Source organism: Streptomyces sp. NPDC005004, assembly GCF_053600675.1.
Genome location: NZ_JBSGAH010000006.1, coordinates 243,993 through 269,960, shown reverse-complemented (window position 1 = coordinate 269,960; position 25,968 = coordinate 243,993). Strand labels below are relative to the sequence as shown.

22 protein-coding genes and 1 pseudogene are annotated in these 25,968 nt (G+C 71.9%); 10 read left to right on the top strand and 13 right to left on the bottom strand.

What is annotated here, in order from left to right; genetic code table 11:
• Positions 1-8: 8 nt before the first annotated feature.
• Entirely contained in the window at positions 9-1,052 is a 1,044-nt protein-coding gene (locus ACWEEU_RS10905; RefSeq protein WP_385741881.1) for an NAD(P)-dependent alcohol dehydrogenase, read from the bottom strand.
• 186 nt (positions 1,053-1,238) lie between these two features.
• On the opposite strand from ACWEEU_RS10905, the gene ACWEEU_RS10900 reads away from it, so the two are divergent.
• Positions 1,239-2,126: a helix-turn-helix domain-containing protein gene (locus ACWEEU_RS10900; protein WP_385741884.1), complete on the top strand. Its 888-nt coding sequence runs from the start codon at positions 1,239-1,241 to the stop codon at positions 2,124-2,126.
• 59 nt (positions 2,127-2,185) lie between these two features.
• On the opposite strand, the gene ACWEEU_RS10895 is transcribed toward ACWEEU_RS10900, so the two are convergent.
• From ACWEEU_RS10895 to ACWEEU_RS10875, 5 genes are all read right to left on the bottom strand, one after another.
• Positions 2,186-5,491 (bottom strand): S8 family peptidase, encoded by a 3,306-nt coding sequence (locus tag ACWEEU_RS10895; RefSeq protein ID WP_451731031.1) that lies wholly within the window; start codon positions 5,489-5,491, stop codon positions 2,186-2,188.
• 221 nt (positions 5,492-5,712) lie between these two features.
• The gene (locus ACWEEU_RS10890) at positions 5,713-6,396 is read right to left on the bottom strand and encodes an ABC transporter ATP-binding protein (RefSeq protein ID WP_385741887.1); all 684 of its coding nucleotides are present in this window, start codon (positions 6,394-6,396) and stop codon (positions 5,713-5,715) included.
• A gap of 113 nt (positions 6,397-6,509) precedes the next feature.
• On the bottom strand, positions 6,510-7,961 hold the full coding sequence (locus tag ACWEEU_RS10885) for an ABC transporter permease (protein ID WP_451730870.1): 1,452 nt from the start codon (positions 7,959-7,961) through the stop codon (positions 6,510-6,512).
• Positions 7,962-8,097: 136 nt separating this feature from the next.
• Entirely contained in the window at positions 8,098-9,345 is a 1,248-nt protein-coding gene (locus ACWEEU_RS10880; RefSeq protein WP_385741893.1) for a L,D-transpeptidase, read from the bottom strand.
• Between the two features lie 213 nt (positions 9,346-9,558).
• Positions 9,559-9,903: a hypothetical protein gene (locus tag ACWEEU_RS10875; RefSeq protein ID WP_385741896.1), complete on the bottom strand. Its 345-nt coding sequence runs from the start codon at positions 9,901-9,903 to the stop codon at positions 9,559-9,561.
• 110 nt (positions 9,904-10,013) lie between these two features.
• On the opposite strand from ACWEEU_RS10875, the gene ACWEEU_RS10870 reads away from it, so the two are divergent.
• Complete coding sequence (locus ACWEEU_RS10870) at positions 10,014-10,343, top strand: hypothetical protein (RefSeq protein WP_199585185.1); 330 nt, start codon at positions 10,014-10,016, stop codon at positions 10,341-10,343.
• A gap of 179 nt (positions 10,344-10,522) precedes the next feature.
• Here the strand turns inward: ACWEEU_RS10870 and ACWEEU_RS10865 are convergent, their stop codons facing one another.
• The gene (locus ACWEEU_RS10865; RefSeq protein ID WP_451730865.1) at positions 10,523-11,968 is read right to left on the bottom strand and encodes a DHA2 family efflux MFS transporter permease subunit; all 1,446 of its coding nucleotides are present in this window, start codon (positions 11,966-11,968) and stop codon (positions 10,523-10,525) included.
• A gap of 95 nt (positions 11,969-12,063) precedes the next feature.
• Between ACWEEU_RS10865 and ACWEEU_RS10860 the strand changes: the two genes are divergently transcribed.
• Positions 12,064-12,819: a TetR/AcrR family transcriptional regulator gene (locus ACWEEU_RS10860; RefSeq protein ID WP_451730862.1), complete on the top strand. Its 756-nt coding sequence runs from the start codon at positions 12,064-12,066 to the stop codon at positions 12,817-12,819.
• A 44-nt stretch (positions 12,820-12,863) separates the two neighbouring features.
• Positions 12,864-13,652, top strand: coding sequence for a hypothetical protein (locus tag ACWEEU_RS10855; RefSeq protein ID WP_451730859.1), 789 nt, complete (start codon positions 12,864-12,866; stop codon positions 13,650-13,652).
• A gap of 49 nt (positions 13,653-13,701) precedes the next feature.
• Here the strand turns inward: ACWEEU_RS10855 and hutH are convergent, their stop codons facing one another.
• The 3 genes from hutH to ACWEEU_RS10840 all read right to left on the bottom strand — a co-directional run bounded on the left by hutH (position 13,702) and on the right by ACWEEU_RS10840 (position 17,586).
• Positions 13,702-15,240 carry a histidine ammonia-lyase gene (hutH, locus tag ACWEEU_RS10850; RefSeq protein WP_385741964.1) on the bottom strand — a complete coding sequence of 513 codons (1,539 nt, stop codon included), beginning with the start codon at positions 15,238-15,240 and terminating at the stop codon, positions 13,702-13,704.
• A 151-nt stretch (positions 15,241-15,391) separates the two neighbouring features.
• Positions 15,392-16,534 carry a diguanylate cyclase domain-containing protein gene (locus tag ACWEEU_RS10845; RefSeq protein ID WP_451730856.1) on the bottom strand — a complete coding sequence of 381 codons (1,143 nt, stop codon included), beginning with the start codon at positions 16,532-16,534 and terminating at the stop codon, positions 15,392-15,394.
• Positions 16,535-16,791: 257 nt separating this feature from the next.
• Positions 16,792-17,586: an enoyl-CoA hydratase/isomerase family protein gene (locus tag ACWEEU_RS10840; protein ID WP_385741911.1), complete on the bottom strand. Its 795-nt coding sequence runs from the start codon at positions 17,584-17,586 to the stop codon at positions 16,792-16,794.
• 199 nt (positions 17,587-17,785) lie between these two features.
• Between ACWEEU_RS10840 and ACWEEU_RS10835 the strand changes: the two genes are divergently transcribed.
• Positions 17,786-18,532: a hypothetical protein gene (locus tag ACWEEU_RS10835; RefSeq protein WP_451730853.1), complete on the top strand. Its 747-nt coding sequence runs from the start codon at positions 17,786-17,788 to the stop codon at positions 18,530-18,532.
• Between the two features lie 91 nt (positions 18,533-18,623).
• On the opposite strand, the gene ACWEEU_RS10830 is transcribed toward ACWEEU_RS10835, so the two are convergent.
• Positions 18,624-19,742 (bottom strand): adenylate/guanylate cyclase domain-containing protein, encoded by a 1,119-nt coding sequence (locus ACWEEU_RS10830; RefSeq protein ID WP_385741916.1) that lies wholly within the window; start codon positions 19,740-19,742, stop codon positions 18,624-18,626.
• Positions 19,743-20,222: 480 nt separating this feature from the next.
• Positions 20,223-21,083, bottom strand: a complete 861-nt coding sequence (locus ACWEEU_RS10825) for a biotin--[acetyl-CoA-carboxylase] ligase (protein ID WP_385741919.1) — start codon at positions 21,081-21,083, stop codon at positions 20,223-20,225.
• A 106-nt stretch (positions 21,084-21,189) separates the two neighbouring features.
• Between ACWEEU_RS10825 and ACWEEU_RS10820 the strand changes: the two are divergent.
• The 5 genes and pseudogenes from ACWEEU_RS10820 (at position 21,190) to ACWEEU_RS10800 (ending at position 25,272) form a co-directional block, all read left to right on the top strand.
• A pseudogene (locus ACWEEU_RS10820) lies at positions 21,190-22,424 on the top strand (RNA-guided endonuclease InsQ/TnpB family protein).
• A 102-nt stretch (positions 22,425-22,526) separates the two neighbouring features.
• Positions 22,527-24,128 carry an acyl-CoA carboxylase subunit beta gene (locus ACWEEU_RS10815; RefSeq protein ID WP_385741922.1) on the top strand — a complete coding sequence of 534 codons (1,602 nt, stop codon included), beginning with the start codon at positions 22,527-22,529 and terminating at the stop codon, positions 24,126-24,128.
• A 29-nt stretch (positions 24,129-24,157) separates the two neighbouring features.
• On the top strand, positions 24,158-24,367 hold the full coding sequence (locus ACWEEU_RS10810; RefSeq protein ID WP_385741925.1) for an acyl-CoA carboxylase epsilon subunit: 210 nt from the start codon (positions 24,158-24,160) through the stop codon (positions 24,365-24,367).
• Positions 24,368-24,501: 134 nt separating this feature from the next.
• Positions 24,502-24,630 carry a morphogenic membrane protein MmpB gene (gene mmpB, locus ACWEEU_RS10805; protein ID WP_277952682.1) on the top strand — a complete coding sequence of 43 codons (129 nt, stop codon included), beginning with the start codon at positions 24,502-24,504 and terminating at the stop codon, positions 24,628-24,630.
• Between the two features lie 27 nt (positions 24,631-24,657).
• Complete coding sequence (locus tag ACWEEU_RS10800) at positions 24,658-25,272, top strand: Maf family protein (protein ID WP_385741927.1); 615 nt, start codon at positions 24,658-24,660, stop codon at positions 25,270-25,272.
• On the opposite strand, the gene ACWEEU_RS10795 is transcribed toward ACWEEU_RS10800, so the two are convergent.
• Positions 25,244-25,780, bottom strand: coding sequence for a hypothetical protein (locus ACWEEU_RS10795; RefSeq protein ID WP_385741929.1), 537 nt, complete (start codon positions 25,778-25,780; stop codon positions 25,244-25,246). The two genes, ACWEEU_RS10800 and ACWEEU_RS10795, sit on opposite strands and share 29 nt — an antisense overlap.
• Between the last annotated feature and the right edge of the window lie 188 nt (positions 25,781-25,968).

Here is a 25,968-nt window from a genome sequence, read left to right as displayed (position 1 = left end):
CGGGGGCGTCAGATCGTGGCCGTGTCGATCACGAAGCGGTAGCGGACGTCGCTGGCGAGGACGCGCTCGTACGCCTCGTTGATCTCCTCGGCGGCGATCAGCTCGATCTCCGCGCCGATGCCGTGCGCCGCGCAGAAGTCGAGCATCTCCTGGGTCTCGGCGATGCCGCCGATGCCGGAGCTGCTGAGGCTGCGGCGGTGGCCGAAGAGGGACTGGAGGGTGATCTGCACGGGCTCCTCGGGGAGACCGACGTTGACGAGGGAGCCGTCGGTGCGCAGCAGGGAGGCGTAGGCGGCGAAGTCCAGCGGCGCGGAGACCGTGTTGAGGATCAGGTCGAAGGTGCCGGCCAGCTCTTCGAAGGTCTTGGGGTCGCCGGTGGCGTAGTAGTGGTCGGCGCCCAGACGGAGGCCGTCGTCCTGCTTGCGCAGGGACTGCGAGAGGACGGTGACCTCGGCGCCCAGCGCGTGGGCGATCTTGACGGCGACGTGGCCGAGACCGCCGAGGCCCACGACCGCGACCTTCTTGCCGGGACCCGCGCCCCAGTGCCGCAGCGGCGAGTACGTGGTGATGCCCGCGCACAGCAGCGGCGCGGCCACGTCGAGGGACAGCCCGTCGGGGACGCGGACGACGAAGTCCTCGTTCACGACGATGTTCTGCGAGTAACCGCCGTAGGTGGGCTCGCCGTCCTTGCCGACCGCGTTGTACGTCCAGACGGGACCGCCGCCGGTGCAGTACTGCTCCAGGCCCGCCTCGCAGTTCTCGCACACGCGGCACGAGTCGACCATGCAGCCGACGCCGACCCGGTCGCCGACCGCGAACTTGGTCACCTCCGGGCCGACCTCCGCGACCACGCCCGCGATCTCGTGGCCGGGGACCATCGGGAAGATGCCCTCGCTCCAGCCGTCGCGGGCCTGGTGGATGTCGGAGTGGCAGATGCCGGAGAACTGGATGTCGATGAGTACGTCGTGAGCGCCGACCGGCCGTCGCTCGATGGTGGTCCGCTCCAGCGGGGCCTTGGCGGCGGGCGCGGCGTACGCGGCAACAGTGGTCATGCCGGAACTCTCCTGGTGGGGGTGGTCGTACCTGCCCGGCCGGGGTCCGGCCCGGGCACTCTTCCAGCCTGCCTCCGCTCTCCCCCGGCTGCCCAGTCCTCGCCTTTGCGTACGACCGCCGTGCCTACCACTGGCAAGGTCAGGCTCCCGGACCCACGCACACGCACGGCCACGGATACTGGCCCTATGGACGAACAGCCGGAGACCGGCGGCCCGGCCCTCGACCGGCGGGCCGAGCTGAGCGAGTTCCTGCGCAGCAGACGGGCCCGGCTGAAGCCGGACGACGTGGGCCTGTCCGGCTTCGGCAGGCAGCGCCGGGTACCAGGGCTGCGCCGCGAGGAGCTGGCCCAGCTGGCCGGGGTCTCGGTCGCGTACTACACGCGCCTGGAACAGGGCAACGGACGCAACGTCTCCGCGGAGGTCCTCGACTCCATCGCCCGCGCGCTGCGGCTGACCGACGCCGAGCACGCCCACCTGGTCCACCTGGCCCGGCCGAAGGCGCACAAGAAGCGGCCCGCGGCCCGTCAGCCGCAGGTACGGCCCGCGCTGCGCGAACTCCTGGAGACGATGGACTCGGTGCCCGCGTACGTCGTGGGCCGCCGCTCGGAGATCCTCGCCTGGAACCGGATGGCGGCTGCCCTCTTCGGCGACTGGTCCCGGCTGGCCCCCGCCGACCGCACCTGGGCGCGCCTGGTGTTCCTGCACCCGCCCTACCGCGAGCTGTTCGTGAACTGGGAGCAGAAGGCCATCGACATCGTGTGCGGGCTGCGCATGGACGCGGGCCGCTTCCCTGACGATCCCCGGCTGTCGGCGCTGGTGGGCGAACTCTCCGTGAAGAGCGAGGAGTTCCGCAGGCTCTGGGCCACACACGACGTCAAGGAACAGTGCCACGGCGTCAAGCAACTGCACCACCCCGTGGTCGGCCCGCTCGCCCTCAGCTTCGAGAGCTTCCGCGCCACCGGCGACCAGGACCTCTCCCTGGTCACCTATCACGCCGAGCCGGGCTCGCCGTCGGCCGAGTCACTGCGTCTGCTGTCGAGTTGGGGTACGGACGCGGCGCGCGCCACGCTGTAGGAAACGGGAGGGGCACCCGGAGCCGCGGCCCCGGGTGCCCCCTTTCCCAATCCGTGGAATCACTTGCCCCGATAGGCGTCGTGCACCGTGATCCGCGCTGTGTTGCCCTTCTTGTCAGCGATCTTGGCGCGGAACGAGACGGTCTTGTTCTTCGCCGGGTTCTTCACGGTGATCCGCCCGTCGTGCACGGCGACCTTGGTGAAGGTCGTGCCGTCGTACGAGACGTACACCGCGAGGGACTTGAGGTCGCGGCCCGCCGCCGCGCCCTCGACGGTGACCGGGAAGGTGACCTTCTTGCCCGCCGCGACCCGGCCGTCCAGGCCCACCGAGGCGCCGAAGCGGATCGTGGAGACGGGCAGGACGGTGACGTCGTCGGACTTCTTCTTCGAGCGGAAGGTCCAGGACGCGTCGATGCGCGAGGTGGCCCCGGCGACCTTGGCCGAGCGCTTGACCGAGGTGGTCAGCAGGTAGGCGGCGTCGCCGGACGGGACCGTGAAGAGCCCGTCGCCGTTCAGCGGGTCCGTGTTGGAGCCGACCTTGCTGCCGTTGCGGTACAGGGTGGTGCGCGCCGAGCTGACGGCCGAGCCGCCGAGGTGGCCCGCGCCGTCCGTGAAGAGGGCGAGACGGCCGTAGAGGGTGTTGCCCTCGCGGAAGATGCCGGAGACGTCGCTGACGCGCGGGGCGAAGACCGGCGTGTTGATCTTCTCGCCGTAGGTCTTGCCCGCCTTGTAGCCGCGCGGGTCACCGATGTAGCCCGCGTCGCTGAGCGGGAAGCCGTCCGCGTCCTTGCCGCCGTACTGCTCGAAGTCCAGCTCCCACTTCGCGCCGCCGGTGGCGGACAGGTGCAGGGTGCGGGTGCCGGGCAGCTTCTGCGTGACGGAGATGGAGGTGGCGCCGGAGACGTCGGGCAGCCAGCCCACCGCGCTCACGGCGCCGGTCTTGTTCGCGGCGCTCGCGCCCAGTCCGGCCTTGACGGTGGCCAGTTCGCTCGCCTTGTAGTGCTTGGTGTAGCCGGTGGCGAGGCGGGAGACCGGGCCGCCGGTGGTGGTGTCGTACTCCTCGGTCCTGCCCTTGGTCCAGTGGGTGTCCCACTGCTGGGTCAGCGTGCCGGCCGGGGCCTTCGGGCCGAGGTGCGCGACGCGCAGGCTCTTGAAGCTGTCCATGAACCAGCCGGCGCCGAAGCCGTAGTCACCGGCCTCGACGTCGTACCCGCTGTACCCGGCCTCCAGCTTGGCGCCCGTGGTGGGCACGGTGATGTCCACCGGCCGTGCGGTGCGCGCGTCGACGGTGACCGTGGCGTTCTTGGTGACGGTCAGGTGCGGCTGGGCTATCCAGTCCATGCCCTTGGCCGCGGAGATCGAGCTGTCCAGGACGTACGAGCCCTTGGGCAGCCGCACCTTCGCGGTGCCGGAGGGGTCGTACGGCGTCACCGTGCTGCCCTTGGCCTCGCCCGTCAGGGCGCTGAGGGAGACCTCGTAGTCGGGCGTCGCCCTGCCGTCACGGCCGAGGAACTTCAGCGTCACGTCGTACGACTCGACCTCGCGCTGGACGGCGGCGGCGGTGCGGACGCTCTGGCCGCCGCCCGTCGCCGTGATGTACGCGGAGTAGGCACCGTCGGTGGTGCCGCCGAGGCGGGTGTCGACGGTGAGGCCGACGGCGGCCTTGCCGTGCGCGGGGACGGTGACGTGGTCGTCGGCGAGCTTGAAGAACCCGGCCGGGGCCGCCTTGCCGGTGGGCCCGGTGGCGGTGGTGGAGAGGTCGAGGGTGACGTCCTTGTCGCCGAGGTTGCGGTAGGTCAGCTCCTTGGTCACCGGCTTGTCGTCGGTGTGCGGCCACTGCTGCTCGGGGAAGCTGACCGAGACCGGGTCCGCGATCACGGACTGCCCGATGGCCTTGTCGACCTGCACGCGGCCCGAACCCTGCTCGAACGGCGTGTAATCGCCGCCCTTCGTGGAGCCGGTGAGCGCGCCCTTCAGCTCGGCGTAGCCCCAGTCGGGGTGCTCCTGCTTGAGGATCGCGGCGGCGCCCGCGACGTGCGGGGTGGCCATGGAGGTGCCGGAGATGGTCAGGTAACCCGGCGGGTTCTCGCCCACCTCGTCGTCGATGACGCTGCCCTTGGCGGCCGCGGCGGTGATGTCGACGCCGGGCGCGGTGAGGTCGGGCTTGATGGCGCCGTCGCCGTTGCGGGGGCCGGTGGAGGAGAAGTCCGCGAGCTTGTCCTTGCCGTCCACGGCGCCGACGGTCAGCGCGGCGTCCGCGCTGCCGGGCGAGCCGACGGAGTGCGGGCCCTCGTTGCCCGCCGCGATGGCGAACAGGATGCCCTTCTCCTTGGACAGCTTGTCGACCTCGGCCTCCAGCGGGTCGGTGCCGGGGCTGTCCTCGCCGCCGAGGCTGAGGTTGACGACGTCGGCGCCCTCCTTGGCGGCCCACTCCATGCCCGCGAGGATGCCGGAGTCGTCACCGAAGCCGTCGTCGTCGAGGACCTTGCCGCTCAGGAGCCGGGCGTCGGGCGCGACGCCCTTGTACTTCCCGCCCGACTTGGCGCCGGTGCCGGCGACGATGGAGGCGACGTGGGTGCCGTGGCCGAAGTGGTCGGTGGCGTCGCGGGCGGTGGAGAAGTTCTTCGCCGCGATCACCTGGGTCTTGAGGTCCGGGTGACTGGTGTCGACGCCGGTGTCCAGCACGGCGACCTTGACGCCCTTGCCGGTGTATCCGGCGGCCCACGCGACGGGGGCGCCGATCTGCGGCACGGACTTGTCGAGTGCGGCCTTGCGTACGCCGTCGAGCCAGACATGGGCGATGCCGGAGGCGGCTCGGTCCCCGTCGGTGACCGCGTGCCACAGGGCGGCGGTGTCCCCCGCCGGGGTGCGTACGGCGTCGGCGTCGAGGGCGCCGAGGCTGTGGCGCAGGGTGCCCGCCTCGCGCACGTCGGTGCGGGCGGCGCCCGCGGAGCCCCGGTAGCCGACGATGACCTTCAGGCCGTCGCGCTGGGCCTTGCGGGTGGCGGGCCTGTTCAGCTCGGTGACGTCGAACAGCCGCTGGTCGAGGGTGCCGGAGGCGAGCAGCCGGGCCGCGTCGGCCGGGACGACCAGCGTGTGCGTGCCGGCCCTGCGGACCTGGACGGGTATGTGCTCGCGGCCCTTGGCCCGGTCGAGGCCGACGACGCGGCCCTTGGCGTCGAGGACGACGCGGTCGCCGGTGATCAGGGTGACGTGGTGGCGCCCGGTGCCGGACGTGACGCCGGGCGCGCTCTTGGCGGCCGCCGAAGCGGGCCGTACGGGGTTCGCCGACGCGGGGCTGGTCATTCCCGCTGCGAGGGCGACGGCCGCGGCGGTGGCCACGGTGGCCGCCGCCGCGTTCTTCACTTGTCTGCGCAAGACTCTCCCCCTGGAGATGAGGTGACGGACGAATCCGTGATTCATCCGTTCGGGGGATTGTTCGCACGTATGCTCCACCACCCCCGGATCACGGAGTATGCCGGGGGCGGTCAGGGGGCTCAAGAGGGCTCAGGGGGTCGAGTCGCCCTCTGTGACACGCGTGTGACAGGGAATCAAAGGCTCCGGGACGCTGCCGCCCGGGTGTGCGCTCAGGCGTCCGCGTTCTCCCGCACGGTGATCCTCCCCTTGCGGATCGTCGCCAGGCGCGGGGCCTTGCGGGCGATGGCGGAGTCGTGGGTGACCATCACGAAAGTCAGCCCCTGTTCCTTCCAGAGGCGTTCGAGGACGTCCATGATCTCGTCGCGCGTGTTCTCGTCGAGGTTGCCGGTCGGCTCGTCCGCGAGCAGCACCTTCGGCTTCTTCACCAGCGCGCGGGCGATGGCGACCCGCTGCTGCTGACCGCCGGACAGCTCCGAGGGGAGGTGCCCGAGCCGCTCACCGAGACCGACCGACTCCAGCGCCTCGGCGGCCAGTTCACGCCGCTGCCTCGCCTTGACGCCGAGCGGGACGAGGGCGGTCTCGACGTTCTCCTGTGCGGTGAGCGTCGGGATGAGGTTGAAGGACTGGAAGACGAAGCCGATGCTCTCGCTGCGCACCTTCGTCAGCCGTGCCTCGGACAGCCTGGCCAGATCGGTCCCGTCGAGAACGACCTCCCCGGAGGTGGGCCGGTCAAGGGCACCCAGCATCTGCAACAGCGTCGACTTGCCACCCCCGGTCGGCCCCTGGATGACCAGCCGGTCACCGGCCCCGATGGTGAGATCGACCCCGTCGAGGGCCGGCACGGTGTCCTTGCCGCGGGTGTAGCGCTTGGTGACGTTTCTCAGTTCGTACATGAAGGCTCCTGGGAGGGGTTCGGGGGGCGGGGCGGGTGTGGGCGGGAAGCGGGGCGCCGGACCCGGCGGCACGAGGCACCGACGGGCCGGGCGCCGAGCGGCCGTCGCGGCCGCTACTCCACGCGGCGCAGGGCGTCCGCCGGGCGGAGGCGGGAGGCTCGCCAGCCGCCGAAGGCGCCGGCGACCAGGCCGCCGGCGACCGCGAGGCCCACCGCCAGGGCGATCGTGGTGACGCTGACCGGGGCGGTGAGGGCGACCTCCAGGGTCTTCGCCGCCTGCCGGCCGCGGTCCCCGAAACCGCCGCCGCCGAACCCGCCACCCCCGCCGAACCCGCCGCCCGTACTGCCGAGCTGGGCCTGGAGGGTGGGGCTGATCGCGGTGACCGCGTAGGCGCTGGCCAGGCCGAGCGCGATGCCGAGGGCGCCGCCGACCAGACCGTTGACCATGGCCTCACCGGCGACCTGGCGCACCACCCGGCCCGACTTCCAGCCGAGCGCCTTCAGCGTGCCGAACTCGCGCACCCGGCGGGAGACGGCGGCCGAGGTGAGCAGCCCGGCGACCAGGAACGCGGCGATCAGCACGGCGATGGAGAGCCAGCGGCCGACCTTGGTCGCGAGCGAGGAGGCGGTGGACAACGAGCCGGAGACGGTCTTGGCGAGGTCGGCGGAGGTGGTGACCGTCGTACCGGAGACGTTCTTCTGGATGGCGCTCTTGACGGCCGCGATCCGCTGGGAGTCGGTCGCCCGGACGTACACCGTGGTGACCTTGTTCTTCTCGTCCGCGAGGCTCTGGGCCCGCTTGAGCGGGATGTAGAGATCGGCCGCCGCGTCGCCGCTGTCGGCGGTGGCGATGCCGATCACTTTGAAGCTGGTGCCCTTGACGGTGACGGTCGAACCGACCTTGTACTTCTTCTGCTTGGCGTAGGCGGAGTCGACGACGGCCACCTTGGCGTCGGTCTCGGACGCCTTGAACGTACGGCCGCCGGTCAGCTTGGAGGAGGACAGCGGACCGAGGGCGGTCCGGGTGACGTCGGTGCCGAAGATGGTGTACTGGTTGATGTCGAAGTTCGCTCCACCGCCCCGGACTTCGCCCTGCGGCTGGCCGTAGCCGCGCGAACGGCCGCCGCCGGCGCCGCCGTTCTGCTGGAACTGCCCCCGGGTGAACTGCCCGTTCACCTTGAACACGTTGAGGCTGAGGCCCCCGGTGGCCGCCGAAACCCCCTTCTGCGCCGCGACCTTGGAGACGGTCGAGGAGGAGAGGGTGGTGAAGCCCTGGACCATGACGCGGTCGCTGCTCTGCTTGGAGTCGTCGTCGCTGCCACGCGCGTCGAACTTGAAGCGGGGACGCCCCGCGCCGCTGGAGCCCGGCGTCGACGCCTTGGTGACGGTCATGTCCGTGCCCAGGCCGTAGAGCGACTGGAGCACCTTGTCCTGGGCGCTGCTCATGCCGCTGGAGACGGAGTTGACCACGATGACCAGGGCTATGCCCAGGGCGAGACCGGAGGCGACGACGAGGGCCGCCTTTCTACGGCGGCGCAGTTCGCGCCTCAGGTAGGTGAAGAACATGGCGGCACGGTAGGAAGGCCGCCTGATGGCTTGCTGAGGCCGTCATAAGAGCGGGATGAGAAGCGCCGGGAAACGCCGATGCCGCCCTCGGGGAGGGCGGCATCGGTGCGCTCGGGGGGGGCGGGTGGCGGTGGGGTCAGACCGCCGAACCGGCCTTCCACTGCGCCCAGTCCATGTTCCAGCCGTTGAGGCCGTTGTCCGGGGCCACCGTCTTGTCACCGGTGTTCTTCAGGACCACGACGTCACCGACCAGGGAGTGGTTGAACATCCAGGCGGCCGGGGTGTTCGGGTCGCCCGCGCCCTTGGTGTCGGACAGACCGACACAGCCGTGGCTGGTGTTCACGCTGCCGAAGATGGACTTCGCGCCCCAGTAGTTGCCGTGCAGGAAGGTGCCGGAGCTGGTGAGACGGATGGCGTGCGGCACGTCCTTGATGTCGTACTCGCCCTTGCCGTCGTCGTCCGTGAAGCCGACCGTCGCGCCGTTCATGCGGGTCTGCTGGAACTTCTCGGACATGACCATGATGCCGGCGTAGGTCTTGTTCTCGGGCGAACCGGCGGAGATCGGGATCTGCTTGATCACCTTGCCGTCGTGCGTGACCTTCATCTGCTTGGTCGCCGCGTCGATGTACGAGACCTGGTTGCGGCCGACGTGGAAGGTGACCGTCTTCTGCTGGACGCCGTAGACGCCGTTGGCGCCCTCGACACCGTCGAGCGCCAGCTTCAGCGTGACGGTGGAGTTCTCCTTCCAGTACGTCTCCGGACGGAAGTCGATGCGGTTGGCGTTGAACCAGTGACCGACGACCTCCTGACCGCTGCTGGAGGTGACCGTGATCCCCTTCTGCACGGCGGCCTTGTTGGTGATCGCCTTGTCGAAGTTGATCGACACGGGCATACCCACCCCGACGGTGCTGCCGTTGTCCGGGGTGAAGTTGCCTATGAAGCTGTTGGCCGGCGCGACCGTGGTGAAGGACGCGTTCTCGTGGGCGACACGGCCCTTGGAGTCCTTCGCCTCGGCCGAGACCTTGTAGGTGGTCGAGCGCTCGAGCTGGGCGCTCGGCTTCCAGCTCAGCTTGTCGGCGGAGAGGGCACCCGCGACGTCGTGACCGTCCGACGTGGTCATGTGCACATCGGTGAGCTTGCCCTTGGCGACCTTGACGGCCGCCGAGTTGTTGATGGAGGCGTTGTTCGAGCCGTCCTTCGGCGTGATCGTGATCTGCGCCTCGGACGACTTCGCCGCCGCGGCCTCGTCGGCCTTGGCCGCCGAGTTGTCGCCGCCGTCCGCCGCGCTGGCGTCACCGCCGCCGGAACAGCCCGTCAGTACGAGCACACCACCGAGCAGTGCGGACGCGACCGTGAGGCCCTTGCGCCGCTTACTGTCCGTCATCACACGCTTCTCCATCGTCGCCGAATCCGAAAACCCCGAGAGTCCCCGCTGGAAGATTTCAACGTCACGGCCACGCCGTCCCGTTCCCCGTTCCGGGGAGGTGTGGGACACGCCACGCCCCTGCGAAGGAGGCGGGATCGGCCGTGCTCTCCTGTACAGACGAGAGAACCCGGACGGTGGTTGCCGTCCGGGTTCACGGATGCCCCAGGACGCTCAGCCGATGCCGTCTTCCTCGTCGTCGTCCGACCCATCATCCTCGTCCAGGTCCCACTCCGGCGAATCCGGGTCGTAGTCGATCTGCTCGCTGGACCAGGAGGCTTGCTGGAGCTCGACCCCGGCCACCCCGTTGACCAGGCTGAACGGATCGACGAGATACGCCAGCGCCTCTTCGGTGTCTTCCGTCACAGCGGACTCGACGTGCGCCCGCTCGTCCTCCGGGACCTCCGGATCGCCGGCCAGGCGGTTCACCGCGGCCTGCGTCAGCTCGTCCTCGTCGGTCACCTCCAGGATCAGCTCCACCTGAAGTCGTACAAAACGTGATGTCTTTTCAGCGTCCATGACGTGAGCCTAGGGCCGAAACCTGTCGTGACTTTCCTGTGACCCGCGATTTTCACTAACATCGCTCCACACGGCCAATTCGCCAGTGCCGCAAGGGGGATCGATATTCCGTGTCATCCGCTCGCCGTCCGCTGCTGACCGCCACCGCCGCGGGCACGCTGCTGTGCGCTCTGTGGTTCGTCCCGTCCGCGAACGCGTCCCAGGACGGCCTCCCGAGAGACGTGGTGGAGCAGTCGGCCGTCGCCGACTCCTCGACGCGGATCACCCAGCAGACCGCCACGGTGTCCGGTGACACCGGGCGGCAGGTGACGGAGGAGACCGAACTCGCCGACACCGGCAGCTTCGACACCACGCCGTACGTCGTCACCGGCACACTGCTGCTCGCGGTGGGCGCCGGATTCGTCGTGTATTCGGTACGCCGGGAACGGCTCGGTTTCTGAGACTTCCGAGGTTTCGGGGCTTCTGGGATTCTCGGGGTTTCTGGGGCTTCTGAGGCTTTCGGGGTTTCTTTTCCCGTGACTTCCCGGAGTCTCCCGCGGCTTCCCGCTACTTCCCGCGGCTTCCCGGAGGGGAATTCCGGCGCCGTGCTTTCCGCCCCGCGGAAATGCCCGCGCCGCCCTCAGCCGTGTGCCGACTGCGCGTGCCGGGGCAGCAGCCCCACCAGCAGCAGCGTGCCGAGATTCAGCGCGGCGGCGATGCCGAAGACCAGCTCGGCCGCGCCCAGGTACGACGACACCGACCCGCTGCCCGCCCGCGCGAGGAACACCGTGCCGAGGGCGGCGACGCCGATCGCGCCCGCGAATTGCTGCACGGCGTTGAGCAGGCCCGCGCCGGTGCCGACCTCCTCGGGAGTGGCGTCGCCGATGATGAAGTCCACCAGCGGGACGAACACCAGCCCCGAGCCGAAGCCGGTGACCAGCAGCGCGGGCGCGAGCGTCCAGCCGGTGACGTCGGCGCCCCGGTGGGCGACGGTCCACCACAGGGCCAGCAGCCCCACCACGGCGAGGGACAGCCCGAGGCGCAGGCTCGCGCGGCCCAGCTTCTCGGCCAGTACGGCGCCCGCGAGCAGCACGGCGACGGCGGTGCCGAGCGCCCACGGGATCAGCGCGAGGCCGGTGCGCAGCGGGCTCCAGCCCAGGCCCTGCTGGAGCAGCAGGTTGACGACGAGCACGAAAGCGCTGAGCGAGGCGTAGAACCCGGCCACGACCGCGAGTCCGACGACGAAGCTGCGCTTGCGGAACAGCGACGGCGTGATGACCGGGTGGTCGGTGCGCCGCTGGGAGACGACGAACAGGGCGAGCAGGACGACCGAGCCCGCCGGCATGACGTAGGTCCAGGCGGGCCAGCCGAGGTCGCGGCCCTGGATGAGCGGCACGACCAGCAGGGCGGAGGCGGCCGTGAGCAGCCCGACGCCGGTGAGGTCGAGCCGGGCGGTGCGGTCCTCGCCGCCGTGGCGGGGCAGGACGCGGTGACCGAGGGCGAGGGCGGCGAGACCGAAGGGCACGTTGATCAGAAAGATCGAGCGCCACTGGCTGCCGAACAGGTCCAGACGCAGCAGCCAGCCCGCCAGGATGGGCCCGCCCACCATGGTCAGCCCCATCAGCGGGCCGACCGGGGCGAGCGCCCGGCGCAGATGCTTCGGCGGGAACACCACCTTCACCAGGGCGAGCCCCTGCGGGATCATGACCGACCCGAACAGGCCCTGGAGGGTGCGGGCGACGATCAGGAAGACCGCGTCGGGCGCGAGACCGCAGGCCAGCGAGGCCAGGGTGAAGCCGGTCATGCCGAGCAGGAACAGCCGTCGCCGGCCGAGAAGGTCCCCGAGCCGCCCCGAGGTGACGAGGCCGAGCGCGAAGGCGGCGGTGTAGGCGCTCAGCACCCACTGGACGGTGACCTGACCGGCGCCGAGGTCGGCGCGGATGGCGGGTCCGGCGAGGTTGGCGACGCTGGAGTCGATCAGATCCATGACGTCGGCCAGGACCACGACGACCAGAACGAGCCACGCGGTGCGCAGCGGCAGCGTGGTGGCGGGAGGCGCTTCGGAGGCGCGCTGATTGATGGACACGAACGGTGTTCTACTGCGGAACGGTGTTCGTAGCAAAGCGAACACCGTTCAAAGTGATGCAGAACACTGTTCGCCCCTTCGCTAGACTGCCCCCCATGTCACCGACTCCGCAGCAGCGGCGCGCAGCACGGCACGGCGCCGGTTCGAGCACCTCCGCGACGCGGCGCGGACCGTCCGGCGGGCGCAAGAAGCCGATCACGGTCGACGCCATCCTCGACGCCGCGTTCGGCATCGTGGAGCGGGAGGGCTACGCGGCCCTGACCATGCGGCGCGTGGCCACCGCGCTGGAGACGGGACCGTCCTCGCTCTACGCCCACGTGGTCAACAAGGAGGACCTGGACGAGCTGCTCATCGGGAAGCTGTGCGCGGAGATCGAGCTGCCCGAGCCGGACCCCGCCCACTGGCGGCGGCAGATCACCGACGTCTGCGCCCGGCTGCGCGACCAGTATCTGCGCTACCCGGGCATCTCCCAGGCGGCCTTCGCCGCCGCCCCGTCCAACCTGGACACCCTGCGCGTCGGGGAGGGAATGCTCGCCATCCTGCTCGCCGGGGGCGTCGCACCCCAGGCCGCCGCCTGGGCCATCGACTCGCTGATGCTCTACGTCAACGCCTACAGCCTCGAAGTCTCCCTGGCGAACAGCCGGCTCGACCGCGCCGGGGACACGAGCGGCGGCGGCTGGGTGGTCGGCCGCGACGAACTGCTGCGCCGCTTCGCCGCGTTGCCCGACACCTTCCCGCAGACCAAGCGCTACGCGGGTGAGTTGACCGCCGGAACCGTCCACGACCGCTTCGACTTCACCATCGCTCTGATGCTCGACGGTCTGGGCTCCGGATCGGTGAATATGACATAACGTCTGTTTGACGATCCTTTGACCGAGCGCGCATAGTCCGCCCCATGAGGAGATCATCGGGCGTCCGCCTGTGCGCCACCGCCGCCGTGAGCACACTGTCCGTCGCCCTCGTCACGGGCTGCTCCGGATCGGGCTCGGGATCGGGCTCCGGCACGCGCGGCCGGGCGCTGAACGCCGCCGCGCTGGACCGGCTGGTCATCGCCGAGGGCGAACTGCCCGGTTACGAGATCCGGCCCACCGACCCCGGCACCACCGCCGGTGATCCGCCCCGCTCCGCCGAGGCCGCGTGCCGCCCCCTGCTCCCGCTCCTCGCCGGCAGCGCACCGGGCGCCCCGGCCGCCCAGGTCAGCCGCACGGCGGCGGAGAGGAGCGGCCCCCAGACCCATGCGTCGGCCCTGGACGGCCTGTCCGAGGAGGAGATGAAGGACGCCGTGCGCCGGAGCATGGACCGCGACGTCACCGTGATCACCCTCGCCTCCTACGGCGGCAACGGCGCCCACCGCGCGCTGCGTTCGGTCTCCGGCGCGGTACGAGCCTGCGCCGACGGCTTCGGCGGCACCGGGCCCGGCGTCCGGACGTTCACCGCCTTCACGCGCGAGCACGCCTCGGACGCGGGCGAGGAGTCGGTGGCGTTCGCGGCGGAGGGCGGCGGCTCGGCGGGGAGTTCGTCGGGCGAGGGCGCGGCGGGCGGCGGCTCGGTCCACTTCCAGGTGGTGCGCCACGGCACCACTCTCGCGACGTACATGACGGTGAACGTCGGCGCGATGATGGCGCGTCGGACGTACGCCGTCCCGGCCCGGGTGATCGGCGCGCAGTCGGCCAAGCTGCGCTGACGGACGGGGGCGCCGCCCGGCCGGACGGCGCCCCCGTTTTCCCACCGCCTTACCGCAGCGGCCCGGTGACCGTCTCGGCGGCCGCGACGACCCCGCCCGCGCGGACGAACTCCGCGGCGGCCGCCAGGTCGGGCGCGAGGAAGCGGTCCGGACCCGGACCCTGCACCCCGGCGGCACGTGCCGCGTCGATGACGGCTCGCGAGGCGGGCGCCGGCTCAAGCCCCTCGCGCAGCTCGACGGCGCGCGTGGCGGCGTACAGCTCCACGGCGACGATCCGCGTCAGGTTGTCCACGGCGGTGCGCAGCTTGCGCGCGGCCGACCAGCCCATGGAGACGTGGTCCTCCTGCATCGCGGAGGACGGGATGGAGTCGGCGGAGGCGGGTACGGCCAGCCGCTTCATCTCGCTGACCAGCGCGGCCTGCGTGTACTGGGCGATCATCAGCCCGGAGTCCACGCCCGCGTCGTCCGCCAGGAAGGGCGGCAGACCGTGGCTGCGGTTCTTGTCGAGCAGCCGGTCGGTACGGCGCTCGGCGATGGAGCCGAGGTCGGCGGCGGCGATGGCGAGGAAGTCGAGCACGTAGGCGACCGGGGCGCCGTGGAAGTTGCCGTTGGACTCCACCCGCCCGTCGGGCAGCACCACCGGGTTGTCGACAGCGGCAGCCAGCTCGCGCTCCGCCACCAGGCGGGCGTGCGCCATGGTGTCGCGGCCGGCTCCGGCGACCTGCGGGGCACAGCGCACCGAGTAGGCGTCCTGGACGCGGGGCGCGTCGTCCTGGTGGTGCCCGGTGAGCTGGGAGCCCTTGAGGACGGCGAGCATGTTGGCGGCGGAGTCGGCCTGGCCCGGGTGCGGGCGGATGGCATGCAGCTCGGGGGCGAGCACCTTGTCCGTGCCGAGCAGTGCCTCCAGGCTGAGGGCGGCGGTGACGTCGGCGGACTTGTAGAGCGTGTCGAGGTCCGCGAGCGCCATGACCAACATGCCGAGCATCCCGTCGGTGCCGTTGAGGAGGGCGAGCCCCTCCTTCTCGCGCAGCTCGACGGGCTGGATGCCGTGCTCCCGCAGCAGCTCACCGGCGGGACGGACCTCGCCGTCGGCGTCCTCCGCGTCACCCTCACCCATCAGGGTCAGCGCACAGTGGGACAGCGGGGCGAGGTCACCGGAGCATCCGAGCGAGCCGTACTCGTGCACGACCGGGGTGATGTGGGCGTTCAGCACGTCCGCCATGGTCTGCGCGACCTCGGGGCGGACGCCGGTGTGCCCGGAGCAGACGGTCTTCAGCCGCAGGAACATCAGCGCCCGCACGACCTCGCGCTCGACCCGCGGGCCCATGCCGGCGGCGTGCGAGCGGACGATGTTGCGCTGGAGCTGGGCGCGCAGCTCGGGGCTGATGTGCCGGGTCGCCAGGGCGCCGAAGCCGGTGGAGACGCCGTAGACCGGGTCGGGCTTCGCGGCGAGCGCGTCCACGATCTCGCGGGCGGCCGCGAGGGCCGCCACCGCCTCGGCCGACAGCTCGACGCGGGCGCCGCCGCGCGCCACGGCGAGCACGTCGGACGCGGTCACGCCGGAGGTCCCCACCACCACAGTGTGCATATCCATATTCAGGAGCGTACGCATTGAATTCCGCGCTGTCACCAGTGGATTGCGGTCTCACCCCTTACTTCTCCTGTGCTCCCGCTCACGGCGGCGAGTCCGGCCGCTCACGGCTGCGAGTCCGGCCGCTCACGACGACGGGCTCCGCCGCTCACGGCAGCCGGCCCCGGAAGCGACGGCGCTCGGGCCGGGCGGGCGACGCCTCGTCGGCCAGCCGGACCACCGGGTCGTCCGGACCCTCCCGCCCCGCCACCACCGGCCGGTCCGCCCGCTCCGCCTTGGCCCGGTACTGCGCCGCGTCCGCCAGCCGGAACAGCCGCCGCGCGTCGCGCACCGGCCCGATCGGGTCCTCCGTCGAGGCCACCCCGCACGCCACACCCTCGCCCAGTTCCAGCTCCCCGGCCCTGCGGCACAGCTCGTCGGCCGCCTTCACCACGTCGTCGGCGGGCGCCCCCACAGCGAGCAGGCAGAACTCGTCCCCGCCGAGCCGCGCCGCGAGCGCCCCGGGCACCATCGCCCCGCACAGCGACAGCACCGACCCGAACCGCTCCAGCAACCGGTCCCCGACGGCGTGCCCGTGCGTGTCGTTGACCCGCTTGAGCCCGTTCAGATCGCAGACCACGAGACTGACGGGCACGCCCTCCGCACGGTGCCGCTCGATGGCCTCCTCCAGGCGTACGTCCACGGCCCGCCGGTTGGCGAGACCGGTCAGCGCGTCGGTGAACGCGAGCCGGTTCGCCTCCTCAAGCCGCTCGGTCTGCGCGATGCCCGCCGCCACGACCGCAGCCAGCACGGTCGCGAAGTCGGCGTCCCCCCGGTCGAACACCGGAGCGTCGGCCGCCCGCGCCACATACAGCTCGCCCCACGCCCGGCCGTGCAGCACGACCGGCGCGACGACACAGCAGCCCCGGCCCCGGCGGCGCAGGGCGGCGACCCGCTGGTGGAAGTAGCCCGGGGTGCCCGCCGCGGGCCCCCGCGCGGTCTCGACCCAGGCGTTCGGCTCCCCGCCCCCGGCCCACCGCTCGTGCAGGAACTCGGTGATCTCCGGAAACTGGTGCACCGGATACGCCTCCGCCTCCGGAAACTCCTCCTCGTCCGCCGCCCGCTCCCCCACGTTCACCAGCACCCGCAGCCGACCCAGCTCACGCTCCCACACCGACAGCGCGGCAAAACTCCCGTCCAGCGCCCGGCACGCCCCCAGCGCCGCTGCCCGCCACGACTCCGGCCCGGTCCGCGCCGCCGCCATCCCCTGAGCCAGCGCCACCACCGCGGCCAGCCGCTTGTCCTCACCCATTACTCCAGGTTAGGCATCAATTGCGCCGTGGGTGCCTCCGGCACCGCGATCAGGTGGATTGTGCGGAACGAGCTGCCCTGTAAAGCACGAGGAAAGGGCAGGCTTTCCGCCTGGAGGGGCGCGGGGAGCCTCGCGGCCGGCCCTCACGGCACGTGAAGCCGACGCGGCACCGCAGCCACCCGGGGGCGCGGACAACCGCGCGACAAGCCACGACGGCGCCGCACCGGCTCACCGCCCCCGGCGCCGCACGGCAACCCTCACTCGCCGGGCCACGCGGGCTCCCGCTTCTCGTTGAACGCCGCCACCCCCTCCGCCCGATCCCCCGAGAACGCCGTGGTCCGCCAAGCCGCGTCCTCGACCTCCAACCCCGCCCGAAGCTCCAGCCCCACCCCCAACCGCAACGCCCTCTTCGCAGCCCGCAGCCCCACCGGCGAGTTCCCCGCGATCCGCGCGGCCAGCGCCAACGCCTCCTCGCGGTCCCGCCCCGCCTCCACCACCTGGTCCACCAGCCCCAGCCGCCCCGCCTCGTCCGCCTCCACGCGCCGCGCAGTGAAGATCAGCTCGGCCGCACGCGCCGCGCCGACCCGCCGGGGCAGCAACTGCGTACCGCCGCCGCCCGGGATCACGCCCACCGACACCTCCGGCAGCCCCACCACCGCCGTACCGTCGGCGACGATCAGGTCGCAGGCGAGCGCCAGCTCGAAGCCGCCGCCGAGGGCGAAGCCGTGCACCGCCGCGACGGTCGGCATGGGCAGCTCGAGGACCCCGGTGTAGGCGGCGCGCGCCACCGGCCGCTGGCGCATCAGGTCAGCGTCGGTGAGGGAGTTCCGCTCCTTGAGGTCCGCCCCGACGCAGAACGCCCGTTCGTGCGAGGAGGTCAGCACGACCACCCGCGCGTCCCGGTCGGCGGCCAGCGCCGCGCACGCCGCCGTGAGCGAACGGGCCATCTCCGTGGAGACCGCGTTCATGGCCTTGGGCCGGTCCAGCACCAGCTCCGCCACATGCCCGTGCCGCCGCACCAGCACGAACTCCCCGAACCGCTCCTCGCTCATGACACCCTCCGGTTAACGCGGGTTAACTGAATCCGCCTCGATCATCGCAGCCCCGCCGGGCCCAGGGGAAGGCCGGCCGACCCTGACGTCGCCCTGACTCGACCCTGAGGCCGCCCTACACCCGTTCGAGTGACATCCCGTTCGACTCCTCCCACACCGCCCACAGCAGCGCATAACGTGCGCGGCGGGGAGGGATGACATGACGCCGAGCGATTCGAATGCGAAGACACCGGGCACGAAGACACCGGGGACACGGCGCGACGGCCGGTCCGGCACGCCGTCGAACGCCCCCACCCCCACCAGGCCGATCGCGATCACCCTGGCCGATCTGCCGGAGTCGACGCAGGACGCGGCCGTACCCCCGCCGCACCGGGGCCGGCACCGCCGTCCCCGCCCCCGCAAGGTGCTCCTCGCCGCCGGTGGCCTCGCACTCGCCGCAGGAGTCCTCAGCCTCGTCCGCGTCGCCCCGGAGTCCGGGCTCGCCGGACCCGCCACCGCCGAGGCCGAGCCGCAGCACGGGTGGGGCGCGCAGCGCACCACCGACTCCCCCGGCGCGTCCGCGACACTCGCCGCCGCGCCCACGGCACTGCCGTCGACCGCCGCGGCCCTGGGCGGTACGCGCCCCGCGCCGACCAGTACGGGCGCCGCCGGGCACGAGAAGTCGTCCGCGCCGAGGAACGCTGCAGAAACGGTCGGCCAGGGCACCTCGGCGGCGCACACCTCGCCCCGCACGGACACCGGCACCGGCACCGGCACTCGGCCGAACGGCGCCCCGCACACCACCGACCCCGGACCCGCCCCCGTGCCCCGGCCCGCCACGACGGCCCCCGCCCCGGCGCCGTCCCGCACCGCCGCCCCCGCGCCGGAACCGGCCCACAGCACGGCCCCGCCGCAGCAGAGCGGGGTGTGCCTGCTCGGGCTGTGCCTGCGACTGGGCGGCTCGTGAGGGGTCGTACCCTCCGCACGACCGGTCAGGACGGGCGGCTGCACAGGGGACAGGCGGGTCCCGTAAGCACACGCGAGGACAGGCGAGTCGGTCAGGAAGGCCGGCGCGAGAGCAGCCAGGGCTCGATCACACCGAGGCCACGCACCGGCCGCTGCCACATGGGCTGGAGCGCGAAGCGGTAGGGAGGCGGCTCCTTGCCCTCCTTCTCGGCGGCGGCCACGGCTTCGGCGGCCTCCGCCTCCGAAGCGGGCGCGACGCCGGTCCGGATCAGTTCCTCGGCGAAGGCGCTGTCCACCAGTACGGCGTCGCGCGGCGCTATCGAGGTCAGCCGGGAGGCGAGGTTCACGGTCGTACCGAACACGTCGCCCATCCGGGTGGTCACCGTGCCGAACGCCATGCCGACGCGCAGCTCGGGCATCGTCTCGTCGTTGGCCAGCGTCTCCACCAGGCGCAGCGCGATGTCGGCGGCGAGGGCGGCGTCGTCCGCGACGTACAGCACCTCGTCGCCGAGGGTCTTGATCAGCCGTCCGCCCCGCGCTGCCACCAGGTCGGCGGCGGTCGTCTCGAACGCCTCGACCAGCTCGCCCAGCTCCTCCTCCTCCATCCGCCGGGTCAGGCGGGTGAAGCCGACGAGGTCCGCGAAGGCGACGGCGAGACGGCGGTCGACCATCTCGGCGTCGTCCACCGTCTGCATGACGCGGCCCGCCGACGCGGCGAGCTGGCGCCGCCAGACGTAGACCAGGAACTCCTCCAGCTCGGGCAGGAGCAGCTCGATGATCGGGTACGTCACCTCGGTCCGGGTCATGCCCGGCTCCGGAGGCTCGGTCAGACCCTCCAGGAAGGAGTCGATCTGCCATTCGGCCAGACGGGCGGTGGTCTGCCCGGTGGACCGGGCGACCTGTACGGCCATCGCCTCGCTGAGCAGGCCCGCCTCGACAAGACCGGCGAGCCGTCGCAGGGCGAGTACGTCGGCCTCGGTGAGCGCCTTCGCCTGGCCTATGTCCGCGAAGCCCATGGCCCGCCAGAAACGGGACGCCAGCTCCATGGAGACACCGGCGCTCCGGGCGGCCTGGAAGGGGGTGTAACGGCGCTCGGCGCCGAGGATCAGCTGTTCGAGGCGGAGAGCGAGCGGGTCGTCGCCGGGGTCGGGGGCATCGGGGTCCACCCGGCCCTCCGCGCCCGCGCCGGAGCCCGTGTCGTCGACGCTCACGCCTGCTGCCCTTCCGATCTGCCGCGGTCAGGTCCGACCGGCCTCAACTCTACGGCAGGTGTGCGCCAGCTCACTCCGCTGGGACCGGCCGACCGGACGAACGCGCCCCGCCACTGAAGCACCCGGGTCGCACGGGGCGCGGGCTGCCTCCGGCGGCGAAGCCGTCGCACACCGCCCGGCGCTTCCCCGGCGCCACGCGCCCCCTGCCACGACCCGACCGCCCCCACGGAGGACACCCCGCGCCCCCGCCGGGGCGCCGCAGAGCTGTCGCGCACCCGGCGCGCGGGCCACCCGGGCGCGCCGGGTGCGCGGCAGCGGTCCGCGGCCACCGGCTCTTCCCTCGCGGGGCACCCTCCGAGCCGGACCGACGCCCCAGCCGAGGTCCACCCGGCTTGGCCCGACCCCCTCGCCGGGGACCGCCCGAGTCGATCCGGCTCCGCTGCCGAGGGCCCCTGCGCGCCACCGCGCCTTCGCCCGGACCTACTCCGGCCGCAGATGCACGATGTCCCCCGCCCCCACGGCCTCCCGCTCGCCGCCCGCCGTCGTGATGACCAGTCGCCCGTCGCCGTCGATGGCCGTGGCCTCGCCGCGCAGGACCCGGTCGCCCGGAAGCTCCGCGCGGACCTGGCGGCCGAGGGTGGCGCAGCCTGCCGCGTAGGTCTCCTGGAGACCGCTCGCGGCGGGGTCGCCGGAGGCAGCGCGCCAGCGGCCGTACCACTCCTCGAGGGAACGGAGCACCGCACGGAGCAGCGGGTCGCGGTCGGTGTTCGCGGCGCCGGCCAGCAGGAGGGAGCCGGCCTGGGGGACGGGCAGCTCGTCGGCGCTCAGACTGACGTTGAGGCCGACGCCGATGACCACGCCGTCCGCACCGGCGCGCTCGGCGAGGATGCCGCCGGCCTTGCGCTCCTCGCCGCCGACGGTGACGAGGAGGTCGTTGGGCCACTTCAGGGCGGTGTCGACGCCCGCCGTACGGGACAGCGCGGTGGCCACCGCGACGCCGGTCAGCAGCGGCAGCCAGCCCCACCGTTCCATCGGCACCTCGGCGGGTCGCAGCAGGACGGAGAAGAACAGCCCCGAGCGCGGCGGAGCCGTCCACCGCCGGTCGAGCCGTCCCCGCGCCGCCGTCTGCGCCTCGGCGACCAGCACCGCCCCCTCGTCGACCTCCCCCGCGTTCGCCCGCGCGACCAGGTCGGAGTTGGTCGACCCCGTACTCGGCACCACGTCGACCCGCGACCACAGACCCCCCTCCCGCACCAGCCCCCGCCGCAACGCGACGGAATTCAGGGGCGGCCGGTCCAGATCGGACCAACGGCTGTTCTCTGCTGCATCGCGGGGCGTCATCGGGGTTCCTTCGTGGGCACCCCGGCCTTCGGGCCGGGAGAGATCGAAAGTCCGCCCGCTGCCGACCGTCCTCGCGGCTCACTCGGAAGCCACTGTGATCCGAGACATGGCGCGGCTGGTGAAGCGGGCGTTCACGTACCGTTTCTACCCCACGGAGGAGCAGGCGGCGGAGCTGTCCCGCACGTTCGGCTGCGTACGTCTCGTCTACAGCCGCGCCCTGGAGGAACGCTCGCGGGCCTGGCACGACGAGCGGCGCCGGATCTCCTACGCGCAGTCCTCGGCCGCGCTGACCAGGTGGAAGAAGACGGAGGAACTCGCCTTCCTCGCGGAGGTCTCCTCGGTACCCCTTCAGCAGACACTGCGGCACCTTCAGACGGCGTTCGCGCACTTCTTCGCCAAGCGCGCCAAGTACCCGCGGTTCAAGTCGCGGAAGAGGTCCCGCACGTCGGCGGAGTACACCCGTTCGGGTTTCACGTGGCGTGGGGGTCGGCTGACGTTGGCGAAGATGGCCGAGCCCCTGGACATCCGCTGGTCGCGTCCCTTGCCCGGGGACACCGAGCCGTCCACGGTGACGGTGTCCAGGGACAGGGCGGGGCGCTGGTTCGTGAACCTGCTCTGCGAGGACACCATCACCCCTGCCCCGGCCACGACAGGGGCGGTCGGCATCGACGCCGGGATCACCTCCCTGGTCACCCTGTCCACCGGCGAGAAGATCACCAACCCGGGGCACGAACGCCACGGCCGCGCCCGGCTCGCCAAGGCCCAGCGACAGTTGTCCCCCAAAGCCAAGGGCTCGAACAACCGGGAGAAGGCGCGCCGGAAGGTCGCGCGTGTCCCTGCCCGGACCGCCGACCGGCGCCGGGACTTCCTGCACAAGCTCACCACTCGGCTCGTCCGTGAGAACCAGACGGTCGTGATCGAGGACCTCGCCGTCCGCACCTGCCGAAGAACCGCAGCCTGGCGCGCGCCATCTCCGACGCGGCCTGGGCGGAACTCCGGTCGATGCTGACCTGCAAGTGCGCCTGGTACGGGCGCGACCTCGTCGTGATCGACCGCTTCTTCCCCAGCTCCAGGCTGTGCGGAAACTGCGGCACGGTCCTCGACGCGCTGCCGCTGAACGCCCGCGAATGGACGTGCGACCACTGCGGCGCCGTCCACGACCGCGACGAGGACGCGGCACGCAACATCCTGACCGCCGGGCCGGCGGCCACTGCCTGTGGAGGCGGTGTAAGACCCCGGCGGGAGCCGTCCCGCACGGGGCGGCCGCCCATGAAGCAGGAAACCCGGCGGGCGACCGCCGGACTCCCGCCCTTAAAGCGGGCGAAGAGGCCAAGCAAGTAACCCTAGGTGTGGGAAACGCCGCACTGCCGACCGGCAGGTGCGCCACTACGCTACGGATGACTTACCGTCCCCCCTTTTGAGCAGGCAGGGAGCCGCATCCCGATGTCCGAGCCGGAAGAGCGTCACGAGATCGACATTCACACGACCGCGGGGAAGCTCGCGGACCTCACGCGGCGGATCGATGAGGCGACGCACGCCGGGTCGGCGCGGGCCGTCGAGAAGCAGCACGCCAAGGGAAAGCTGACGGCTCGTGAGCGGGTGGAACTCCTGCTGGACGACGGGTCGTTCGTGGAGCTGGACGAGTTCGCCCGGCACCGGTCGACCAACTTCGGGCTTGAGGCCAACCGGCCGTACGGCGACGGGGTCGTGACCGGGTACGGCACGGTGGACGGGCGTCCGGTGGCCGTGTTCTCGCAGGACTTCACCGTGTTCGGCGGGGCGCTCGGCGAGGTGTACGGGCAGAAGATCGTCAAGGTGATGGACTTCGCGCTGAAGACGGGTTGTCCGATCATCGGGATCAACGACTCCGGTGGTGCCCGCATCCAGGAGGGTGTCGCCTCGCTCGGGGCGTACGGCGAGATCTTCCGGCGCAACACGCACGCTTCGGGTGTGATTCCGCAGATCAGCCTCGTCGTCGGGCCCTGTGCCGGTGGTGCCGTGTACTCGCCGGCGATCACCGACTTCACGGTCATGGTCGACCAGACCAGCCACATGTTCATCACCGGCCCGGACGTGATCAAGACCGTCACCGGTGAGGACGTCGGCTTCGAGGAGCTGGGCGGCGCCCGGACCCACAACACCGCCTCCGGCGTGGCCCACCACATGGCGGGCGACGAGAAGGACGCGATCGAGTACATCAAGCAGTTGCTGTCGTACCTGCCGTCCAACAACCTCAGCGAGGCTCCGGTCTTCGCCGAGGAGGCCGACCTCGCCGTCACGGACGAGGACCGCGAGCTGGACACCCTGGTGCCGGACAGCGCGAACCAGCCGTACGACATGCACACGGTGCTCGAACACGTCCTGGACGACGGGGAGTTCTTCGAGACGCAGGCGCTCTTCGCGCCGAACATCCTCACCGGGTTCGGCCGGGTCGAGGGGTACCCGGTGGGGCTCGTCGCCAACCAGCCGATGCAGTTCGCGGGGTGCCTGGACATCAAGGCGAGCGAGAAGGCCGCCCGCTTCGTGCGCACCTGCGACGCCTTCAACATCCCGGTGCTCACCTTCGTGGACGTCCCCGGCTTCCTGCCCGGCGTCGGCCAGGAGCACGACGGCATCATCCGCCGCGGCGCCAAGCTGATCTACGCCTACGCCGAGGCGACGGTCCCGCTGATCACCGTGATCACCCGCAAGGCGTTCGGCGGCGCGTACGACGTGATGGGCTCCAAGCACCTGGGCGCCGATCTCAACCTGGCCTGGCCCACCGCGCAGATCGCGGTCATGGGCGCGCAGGGCGCCGTCAACATCCTGCACCGCCGCACCATCGCGGAGGCGGAGGCGGCCGGCGAGGGCGACGCCACGCGCGCGCGGCTGATCCAGGAGTACGAGGACACGCTGCTCAACCCGTACGTCGCGGCCGAGCGCGGGTACGTCGACGCGGTGATCATGCCGTCCGACACCCGCTCGCACATCGTGCGGGGCCTGCGTCAACTGCGGACGAAGCGGGAATCCCTGCCTCCGAAGAAGCACGGCAACATCCCCCTGTAGGACCATGCAGCCGTAGACCGGGAGCCGTCATGAACATCAAGGTCGTACGAGGCAATCCGACCCCGGAGGAGCTGGCCGCCGCACTGGCGGTGGTCCGGGCCCGCGCCGTGGCGGCCGCCGAGGCGCCGTCCGGCGCGGCGGGAGCACGGGACGCGTGGTCCGACCCGGCCCGGATCGCGGGGCGGCGGCTGCCGCAGCCGGGTCCGGTGTCCTGGAGCCGCACCTACTGGCCGTCCTGACGCGAAGGACCAGCCTGCCCGGCGCGCGGGACCGGCTTGCCCGGTACGGAGGACCGGGCGGATCCGGAAGACCCGCCTCAGGTGAGTACGCGTACTCAGGCGCCGGACCCGGCCGCCCCCGCACGCTGGACAGCATGTTGTGGTCAGACCCCGAGAACGAGCCGCCCGAGGATCTCCGCCGGATGGAGGAGAAGCTCAGGCGGCTCGGTCTCTTCGTGGCCCTGGCGATGGTGCTGACGATGATCGTGATCGGCCTGAGGTGAGCGGCCCGGCGGCGCTACGCTGACGGCATGACCGACCAGCAGCGCCGTCTCGTTCTCGCCTCCCAGTCCCCCGCCCGGCTCGGCCTGCTGCGGCAGGCGGGGCTCGCGCCGGAGGTGATCGTCAGCGGGGTCGACGAGGACGCCGTCACCGCGCCCACCCCGGCCGAGCTGGCGCTCGCGCTGGCGGAGGCGAAGGCGTCCGTGGTCGCGGCGCGGCCCGAGGTGCAGGGCGCGCTGGTGATCGGCTGCGACTCGGTCCTGGAGCTGGATGGGCAGGCACTCGGCAAGCCCGCCGACTCCGAGGAGGCGACCGCCCGCTGGAAGGCGATGCGCGGCCGGGCCGGGGTGCTCCAGACCGGGCACTGCGTGTGGGACACGACGGCGAAGCGGTACGTGTCCGCGACCGCCTCCACGGTGGTCCGTTTCGGTGAGCCCTCGGACGAGGAGATCGCCGCCTACGTCGCCTCGGGCGAGCCGCTGCACGTCGCCGGGGCGTTCACGCTGGACGGCCGTTCGGCGCCGTTCATCGAGGGCATCGACGGCGACCATGGCAACGTGATCGGCATCAGTCTGCCCCTGGTCCGCAAGCTGCTGGCCGAACTGGGCGTCGGCATCACGGAGTTGTGGGCGCCGGCCGGGTGAAGGGGGCGCGGCCGGGAGTGTCCTGCGTGCGTGGGGCCGGGATGACGGGCGCCGGGGTCTGCGGAGCGGCTTCGGCAGTCGCCGTACCGTCGCCCTTGCCGCTGTCGCCGCCGTCCACCCCCTGGGGCGCCGGCTCCGCGTCGTAGGTCATCAGGAGCAGCAGGAGCAGGGCGAAGGTCACGATCAGCGTGACGTACACCGCGGGGTCCGTGAGGGCCAGTGCGGCGGCGGCCAGCAGGGCGTGCACCACGGCGGCGCTGACGAGCAGGATGCGGCCGAAGCCGGCCGGGGCGCGGTCGCGCACCGCGACCAGGAGGGCGACGAGCGCGCAGAGCGCGAAGTAGAGCCCGAAGACCACGCCGCCGATCTTCGAGGACGCCGACATCAGGTCGGGGTCGATTCCGGCGAGCGACATGTGCTGGCGGTCGGCGACCATGCCGAGGAACCAGTTGAACGCCGCGATCACGCAGCCCTCGGCCAGCAGGACGACCGCCACGATCCATGCCACCGGTCTGCGCACCACCGGCCCCCACCCACTCTCGACCCAAGCCCGAACAGTTCTGCTGTTACCCGAAGTACGTTCGTGTCAACCGCGAACGCTACATCCGGTCACGGCCGACCGGGAGGGGTCGGCGGAGGGTAAAGCGGAGGACAAGCGGCGGGGCCGCCGCAAAGAATCATTGGGCCATTCGTAGG